Annotated in this window: 6 protein-coding genes and 1 pseudogene; 3 read left to right on the top strand and 4 right to left on the bottom strand. The window is 63.2% G+C overall.

Going from position 1 to position 8,166, the window contains the following annotated elements:
* The 3 genes and pseudogenes from EN906_RS14630 to EN906_RS14620 all read left to right on the top strand — a co-directional run.
* Positions 1-1,392: pseudogene (locus EN906_RS14630) on the top strand (hypothetical protein); the annotation flags it as partial.
* 77 nt (positions 1,393-1,469) lie between these two features.
* Positions 1,470-3,239, top strand: a complete 1,770-nt coding sequence (locus EN906_RS14625; protein WP_127269267.1) for a type I secretion system permease/ATPase — start codon at positions 1,470-1,472, stop codon at positions 3,237-3,239.
* A complete protein-coding gene (locus EN906_RS14620) occupies positions 3,236-4,585 on the top strand; it encodes an HlyD family type I secretion periplasmic adaptor subunit (RefSeq protein WP_127269264.1) in 1,350 nt (449 codons plus the stop codon). Before EN906_RS14625 ends, EN906_RS14620 begins: the two co-directional genes overlap by 4 nt.
* A gap of 21 nt (positions 4,586-4,606) precedes the next feature.
* Here EN906_RS14620 and EN906_RS14615 read toward each other — a convergent pair whose 3' ends face one another.
* The 4 genes from EN906_RS14615 to EN906_RS14600 all read right to left on the bottom strand — a co-directional run.
* Entirely contained in the window at positions 4,607-5,443 is an 837-nt protein-coding gene (locus tag EN906_RS14615; RefSeq protein ID WP_127269265.1) for a sulfite exporter TauE/SafE family protein, read from the bottom strand.
* 93 nt (positions 5,444-5,536) lie between these two features.
* Positions 5,537-6,283: an SDR family NAD(P)-dependent oxidoreductase gene (locus EN906_RS14610; RefSeq protein WP_127270367.1), complete on the bottom strand. Its 747-nt coding sequence runs from the start codon at positions 6,281-6,283 to the stop codon at positions 5,537-5,539.
* Positions 6,284-6,316: 33 nt separating this feature from the next.
* The gene (locus EN906_RS14605) at positions 6,317-7,495 is read right to left on the bottom strand and encodes an alanine--glyoxylate aminotransferase family protein (RefSeq protein WP_127270366.1); all 1,179 of its coding nucleotides are present in this window, start codon (positions 7,493-7,495) and stop codon (positions 6,317-6,319) included.
* A 26-nt stretch (positions 7,496-7,521) separates the two neighbouring features.
* Positions 7,522-8,166 (bottom strand): N-acyl homoserine lactonase family protein (locus EN906_RS14600; protein ID WP_164777179.1); only part of this gene is annotated, 645 nt, incomplete at its 5' end.

The raw sequence follows: 8,166 nt of genomic DNA, 5'->3' as shown, positions 1-8,166 counted from the left end.
TTCGAGGATGACGGGCCGACGATCACGGTGCCGTTCGACGGTGATGCCTCCGGTGGTGGTAGCGATGGTACCCACGAAACCCTGGCTAATGCGGCCAATGCGTCCGCCACCGGAGCCTTCGGGTACGACATCGGCGCGGATGCTCGCCCGGACGCGTTCTACGATGCCACGCACTCTGACTTCGTCGACCAGGATGGCGACCCGCTTAATGGCATCCAGATCGCACTCACCGGCTCGATCGCCGGCGGCGGCGGGGGCAATCTCATCACCTCGGACGTCACGCTCGCGTCGGAGGACTCCGATTTCGCGACGTTCGACTTCAGCTTCACCTACGACAAGGACCCAGCGGATCTCGTCCAGCCGGGCACGGCGGGCGGCACCCTCCTCTTCGACAAGGGTGCCGGCACTTACACCATCACCCTGACCGATCCGCTCGAAGGCTTCAGCTTCGACCTTATCCACACCAGTGAACTCTTGTCCAAGCAGCCCACGAGCAATACGGGCCACCCGCAGATCGTGTTGGAACAATTGCAGGCGGATGACGGGACCACGCAGAATGTAGACGAAGACTTCTACGTGCAGTTCACCGGCAACGCGATCAACAGATCCAACCCGTTCGGATTGACGAATAACGGCGAGGGGGCATCCAACCCCTTTGACTCCTCATTCGCCTTCGGCGCTCACGACATGGTGAGCAACGACAATGAAACATGGGTGTCTGCGACGCAGAACACCAACGGTGTCGCCGGTGACACGATCCAGAAAGGCGAATTGCTCACGTTGCGGTTCTTCGACAACAATGTCGGTATCGCAACCGAGGTGCAGCAGACACCGCAGACGTCGGCTTTCGCCGGCAGCATGGCCATCGAGTTCGACGGCATCGGCAACAGCGAGGACCTGATGCTGATCCTCAACCTGGCCGACAACGGTGCCGACAACATTTTCGGCACCGCGGACGACACTTCGATCACACGGGCTATGTACGTGCAGAACGCCGACATCTTCAAGACGGGTCAGGCCCCGTCCCCGTACAGCTCGGAGTTCACGCTCGACAACAATGACGGCCTCGTGATCATCGAGCAGAACGACTACAACGCAGCCGGCGAAGAGTACCTGCTGCAGGGTGTCCAGATCATGCAGTCGGGCAACGGGATCACCGGCAGTGCCATCGACCTGATCAGGGAGACCGGAGCTGGCGGCGGCAGCAGCGTTGCGACCAACGATCTGGTGAGCTTCGACGGCGCTGACAACGACGTGCTGAAGATCGTGGACATCGCCTTCAGCACGACCGTGACCGAGACGCCGTCAGCCAGCCTCGACTTCGCCTTCCAGGTGGCGGACGCGGACGGGGATGTGACAGACATGCAGCACATACTTGTTGATGTCGCCTGACACTTGACCAACGGGGGCAGCCGATGCTGCCCCCGTGCGCCTCCCGCGATCTCTTGCACGGAGATGTCATCCAGATGATGAGAACCAACCAACAGCCGCCTGCCCTGCAGGTGGTGATGAAAGAGGCCAGACGCGCCATCCGGCCGCTTGTCTGGTTCAGCGGCGGCATCAACGTGCTGATGCTGACCGGGGCGCTCTATATGCTCCAGGTCTACCACCGCGTGTTGTCCAGCCACAGCCTGGAGACGCTGGTGATGCTGTCGCTTATGGCGGCAGGGGCACTCGCGGCAATGGCGGGGCTGGAGGTGGTGCGCGGGCGTCTTCTGGCTAAAGTCGGATCGTGGATGAACGCGCGGTTGGCACCGGTTCTCCTGACCGCATCCGTGGAATATGCCGCCTCGGCGCCCGGTCATGCCAACGCCCGTCCGCTACGCGACCTGGATCAAGTGCGGAATTTCTTCACCAGCCCGAGCATCTTCCCGATTCTTGACGCGCCTTGGGCACCGTTGTTTTTCGCCGCCATATTCGTCATGCACCCCTGGCTGGGCTGGTTGGCGCTGTGCGGCGGGATTGTCCTCTTTGCGTTGGCGTTGCTCAACGAATACGTCACACGCAAACCATTGACCGAGGCTGCAAATGCACAGTCGCGGGCATACGTGCAGGCCGAGGCGACGATCCGCAACGCCGAGGTCGTCCAGGCGATGGGTATGCTAAAGCCGCTGATGGAAGGCTGGAAGGCACAGCAGGACGAGGCGAACAAAGGACAAGTCCTTGCCGCTAACCGGGGTGGGGTCATCGCGGCCATCGCGCGTTGTCACCGGCTGGCCCTGCAAATGGCCATACTCGGCCTCGGTGCCTATCTGGTTCTTCGCAACGAGGCCTCGCCCGGTATCATGATCTCCGCCTCGATCCTGATGGGCCGCGCATTGTCACCGGTCGAGCAAGCGATCGGCACCTGGAAGGCGACGGTCGGAGCCCGTGCCGCTTACCGGCGCCTCACCGCGGTCGCCGGACAGCACCGGGAGGCCACACCGGTCCTGCCACTGCCCCGTCCGAAAGGCAGGTTTGAGGCCGACAACCTTGTGCTTGCCCGGCAGGGTGGCGAGCACATCCTCAAGGGGATCAACTTCCGCCTCGAGCCGGGTGAAGCGATGGCGTTGATCGGTCCGAGCGGGGCTGGCAAGACGAGCCTGGCGCGCATACTCGCCGGCGCCTGGCGCCCGTCCGCGGGGCGCGCCTTGCTGGACGGAACGGATGTTGCCCAATGGGCGGCGGAAGACCGTGGTCGTCATGTCGGCTATCTGCCGCAGGACATCGAGCTCTTCGCCGGCACCGTGTCCGAAAACATTTGCCGCTTCGCGATGCTCAACCCGGCGGTCTTCAACAAGGTGGTCGAGGCCGCGCAGTTGGCGGGAGTCCACGAGCTGATCAAAGGACTGCCGAAGGCGTACGGCACCGAAATCGGCGAAGCGGGTGCGATACTGTCGGGCGGGCAGCGCCAGCGCATCGGGCTGGCGCGGGCACTCTACGGCGACCCCGCGCTGCTTATCCTCGACGAACCCAATTCCAACCTCGACAGGGAGGGCGAGGAGGCATTGATTGCCGCTCTCGGCGTGGCCAAGGCGACGAATACGACCGTTATCCTTATCGCGCACCGCGCCAGCATTTTGGACAAGGTAGACAAGATACTGGTCCTCAACAGGGGTCAGCAAGATCTCTTCGGGCCGCGCGACCATGTCTTCAACGAACTCGCCAGCCGTGTCGGCAAGGTGGCCCATCTGCCCAAGGCGGCCCAGTTGCCAGCCCTTGAAGTGGTGAAGGAAATCAAAGAGGTCAAGGAAGCATGAGCCGCCCCCCCGAATTGAAGGTCGTGCCGCTGCCCCTCGCGCCGCCCTCTCTCCTGGAGCCGCAACCCCTCCGTCTCACCGGCGTGACGTGCACCGGCTTCGCGATCATGTTCCTGTTCTTCGGCGTGGCCGGGGGATGGGCGGCCCTGGCGCCGCTGGACAGCGCTGCGGTGGCGTCGGGCGTGATCAAGGTCGCCGGCGACCGCAAGCTCATCCAGCACCTCGAGGGCGGCATCATCGCGGAGTTGAACGCCGCCAACGGGGATATCGTCAAGGCGGGCAAGATCCTCGTCGGGCTCGACGACACGCAGGCAAAGGCGCAGCTCGACCTGATCCAGAACCGGATAGCAACGCGTGAGGCGCTGGCCGCGCGTCTCAGGGCCGAGCGTGACGGCAAGACCGAGATCGAGTTCAATCCGGCGTTGCTCGCAAACCCCGCGATCGCCGTGAAGGACGCGGTGGCAGCACAGCGTGACGTGTTTACAGCGAAGCACCACAATCTGAAGGACGAGCAGGAAATTCTCGGCCAGCGCCGTCACCAGGTCGAGGAAGAGATAACGGGGCTGGAGCAGCTTATCGTCACGGAAGACAAGCAGATCGAGGCAATCGAGGGTGAAAGCAAAGACCTTGAGGGTCTGCTCAAGAAAGGGCTGACCACCCGCGAACGGAACTTGTCGCTCAGACGCCAGCAGCGGGAGATCGAGGGCGAGCGCGCCACCAATGTCGCGGCAATCGCCCGTGCCGGAAGCGCCATGGCCGAGATCGACATGCAGATCCTGAACCTCAACACAGTGCGCCTGAACGAGGCCGTCGACGAGTTGAGCAAGGTCGAGGCGGAGCTGTTTGACCTCGGACAGCAGGAGCGTTCCGCCAGGGACGTGCTTAGCCGTACCAACGTTGTCGCGCCGGTTGACGGCATCGTCATGGACTTGAAGGTCCATACCGCGGGCGGTGTCGTGAAACCCGGTGAGACATTGATGACGATCGTACCGCTCGGACAACAACTCGTGGTCGAGGCTATGGTCAAGCCGGAGGATGTCGAGACGATCGCACCCGGACAGCTCGCGCGCGTCAGCTTCCCGGCCTTCGCCCGCTACAACCTGCCGCCGCTCGAGGGCGTCGTGGAGATCGTGTCGGCTGACCGCATGGTTGAGGAACGCAGCGGCGCACCTTATTTCGCGGCGACAGTTGTGATCGACAAAAGCGAACTCGGCAAGCTGGAGGGCCGCAAGCTGCTGCCCGGCATGTCGAGCGAGACGATGATCCGGACGGGGGCTCGCACCGTGCTTTCTTATCTCGCCGAGCCGATCACGCAGAACTTCCGCCGGGCCATGCGGGAAAAATAGCAGTAGGCCGCTGAACCGGATTCAGGAAAGCAGCATTCGCCCGGCCGTGATCGCCAGGAAGAACGCAAAGGCAAGCTTCAGGTAGCGCGGGTTGAGCGCGTGGGCGAGCTTGGCGCCCAAGGGTGCAAACAGAAAGCTCACCGGCGCTATGATGGCAACCGCCGGCAGGCTGACGTAACCCAGGCTGAGCGGAGGCCTGCCTGCAATTGCGAGACCCGACCAGATGAAGCCGGCCACCGCTGGAAGCGCGATAAGCAGGCCAAGCGCCGACGATGTGCCGACGGCCCGGTGCACCGGAAAGGAGAAGCTGGAAAGCGTCGGCACCGACAATGTGCCGCCGCCAATCCCCATGAGCGAAGAGACAAAGCCGATCACAGCAGCGATCGCGCGGTTGATCCAGCCGCTTTTCGGCAGGTGATCGGAGATCACGAGGTGCTTCGGCAACGCCATGTTGACGGCCACCAGCAGGCCGACGACGCCGAAGACCAGCCGCAAGCCGGCGCCCGGGATGAATTTCGACATGATGCCACCGACGAGGGCACCGACGAAAATGGCCGGGCCCCACAGATTGAGCAGAGGCCGATCAACGTTGCCGCGCCTGTTGTGTGACCGCATCGATGAGATCGAGGTGGGGATAATGACCGCAAGCGACGTCGCCACCGCCAGATGGCTGATCACATCAGGAGAAAACTGGAACAGGCTAAGCACCCAGAACAGCACCGGGACGATGACGATACCGCCACCGACTCCCAGCAGGCCAGCCAGCACGCCGGACGCCACGCCGGTCATGGCCAGGCCGGCGACCAGCATTGCAATCGTCAGCTCGTCGAAAACCGACGTGTCGAATCCGAAGTCCACTATGATTTCCCTTTGATGGCCGCGCCCGTCCGCTGCAGCAACCCCGATGCAGGTCGTTCCGAAATGCGTAACAGTTTTTGGGATGCGCTTTGGCTAGTGGCGCACCATCCCGGCGTCGACATTGAGCGTCTGGCCGGTGATCCAGCGCGCATCGTCGGAGGCCAGGAACGAGACCACGTCCGCGATATGTTCCGGCTGCCCTTTGCCTTTCATCGCCTGAAGCATCTCGACGAAGCCGAACGCCTCGTTGTGCGGGCTCGCCTTGACGCCGTCGCTCTCGATCAGGCCGGGCGTCACCGCATTGGCGGTGATGTTGTATTTGCCAAGCTCGGTGGCGAGCGCCCTGGTGAAGCCGATGACGCCACCCTTGGCCGCGACATAGGCAGCCATGTTCGGCGTGCCGGCAAAGAAGGTGTTGGATGCGATGCTGATTACCCGTCCGGCCTTCCCCGCCGCACGCATCTGGTCCGTACCGGCACGGCTGACGATAAAAGTGCCGGTCAAATTGACGTCGATGATCTTGCGCCAATGGTCGAGATCGACATCGTCCCAGGCGACGAACGGCACGATGCTGGCATTGTTGACCAGGATGTCGATGCCCCCGGTCAGGGCCTGGATTTCTCCGAAGAGTGCCTTGACGGATGCCGGATCGGAAATGTCGGCGGCGATCGCCCTCGCCTTTCCGCCTATCGCCGCGGCCGCCGCCCCGGCGCCTTCGGCATTGATGTCGCTGACGATGACGGTTGCCCCGTCGGCGGCAAGCCGCGCTGCGATCGCCTTGCCGATACCCTGCGCGGCGCCTGTAACCAGGGCCGTCTTTCCCGCAAGCCGTTCAGTCATGAAAATGCTCCCTCAATCCGTGGTGATGTCTGTTCAGGCGTCGGCGTCGATCACGGCCAGCGCCGCGTCGATGCCCCTGCCGATCGCCAGTTTCTGGCCGGCCGCATTCATGGCGCCGCCCAGTGCCGTCAGCGCCGCGATCGCATAGATCGGCTGGGCGGTCGGTCCCATATGGCCGATGCGCGTCAGCTTTCCCAAGGTCTCGCCGCGCCCCGACGAAAACACCACGCCGTAACGGGCGCGCGCGGCCTGGCGAAGCGCCTTCTCGTCGAAACCTTCGGGCGTGCGGACAGCGGTCGTGGTCGGCGACGCGATGCTGTCGCTGGCAGCCCAGATCGACAGGCCCATCGCGGCAACGCCAGCGCGCATGGCCTTGGCGGTGAGTGCATGGCGCGCCCACACCGCCTCCGGTCCCTCATTGAGGTAGAGGTCGAGCGCGACATCGAGCCCGTTGATCTCCGAGACCGACGGCGTAAATGGAAACGGCTTGTCCCGCGACCACGCATGCTCCCAGTCGACGATGCTCAGCATCGACGCGCGCGGCGCCAGGGGATTGGCCTTCATCTTGGCCCAGGCCCGCTCGCTGACACCCATCATCGTCAGGCCGGGAGGCGCGCCCAGGCATTTGTTCGGGCCGGTGACATAGATATCGGCCTTGCAATCCCCGGGATGCGTCTTCATGCCGCCAAAGGACGAGACGGCATCGACGATGAGATAGCCGCCATGCGCTGAAACCAGCGCACCGATGGCGTCGATCGGATTGATGGTGCCGGACGGCGTGTCGTGGTGGCAGACGGAAACGACGGTGATCTCCGGATGCGCCTTCAGCATTGCCTCGACCTCCTGCGGATCGATCGCCTCGTTATAGGGCACCTCGATCTCGAGCAGATGTGGCGAATAACGCTTCGCCCAATAGCCGAACCCCTTGCCGTAAACGCCTGAGGCAAGGTTGAGCACGACATCGTCCGGCGTGATCAGCGAGGCCGCGGCGGCCTCCAGGCCAAGCACCGGCTCGCCATGCAGGATGACCGGCTTGTTCGACAGCCGCATCGCCTTTTGCGCCTTGTCGACCACACCTTCGTAGAAAAGCTGGAACGCCGGGTCGTAGTCGTAGAGCACCGTGCGCCCGAGGCCGCGCAGCACTTCGGCATAGGCGTTCACCGGCCCCGCGGTCAGGGTGATGACCGGATCGGCATGTTCGAGATAACGCATCGTCTTGGTCTCCGGATTGGCGGGGGTCAGCCGTAGAATTGCGTGCCGGTCCTGTAGGTCTTGAAGTTGTCCATGTCGTGCGAGTACATCAGCTCGGCGCCATGGTCCTCGGCAAGTTTCTTCACCTTGCGCATCGAATTGACGCCCGCCACCGGGTCGATGTGGAAGGCCGCCTGGCACAGCGTTTCAAGGCTCTTCTGCGTATAGGCCGCGTCGATCGTGAACATGATCGGCTTGCGCTTGGGGAACTCGACCAGCAGGCTGTAATGGCCGATCGAATGGCCGGGCGTCGAGATCAGCCGGACGCCCCTGGCAAGCTCGACGTCGCCATCGATGCCTTCAAAGGTCGAGTTCGCCCGTGTCGTTCCCGCAAGCAATTGCCCGGTCGCGCCACGCGCTTCGGCAGCCTCCGCCGAAAAGCTCAGATCGGAATAGCCGAGATGTTCGAAGGGCTGCGGATCGCACGCCTGCGGCACCTCGGTCCGGTGACAGATCTTCTTGGCATGCGGAAAATACTTGTTGCCGCCGCAATGATCGAAGTGGAAATGCGAATTGACGACGACGTCGATGTCCTTCGGTTCGAGGCCGAGCAGCGCCAGGGCGCCGGGGATGGTCTGGTGCTTTTCCTGGATCGGCTGTTCGAACGGCAGCACCATCATCACGTGATCGTA

It is taken from the genome of Mesorhizobium sp. M7A.F.Ca.CA.004.06.1.1 (assembly GCF_003999135.1).
Taxonomy (GTDB): Bacteria; Pseudomonadota; Alphaproteobacteria; order Rhizobiales; family Rhizobiaceae; genus Mesorhizobium.
Note: the sequence above shows the minus strand (reverse complement) of the source record. Positions and strands in the feature narration are given on the sequence as shown.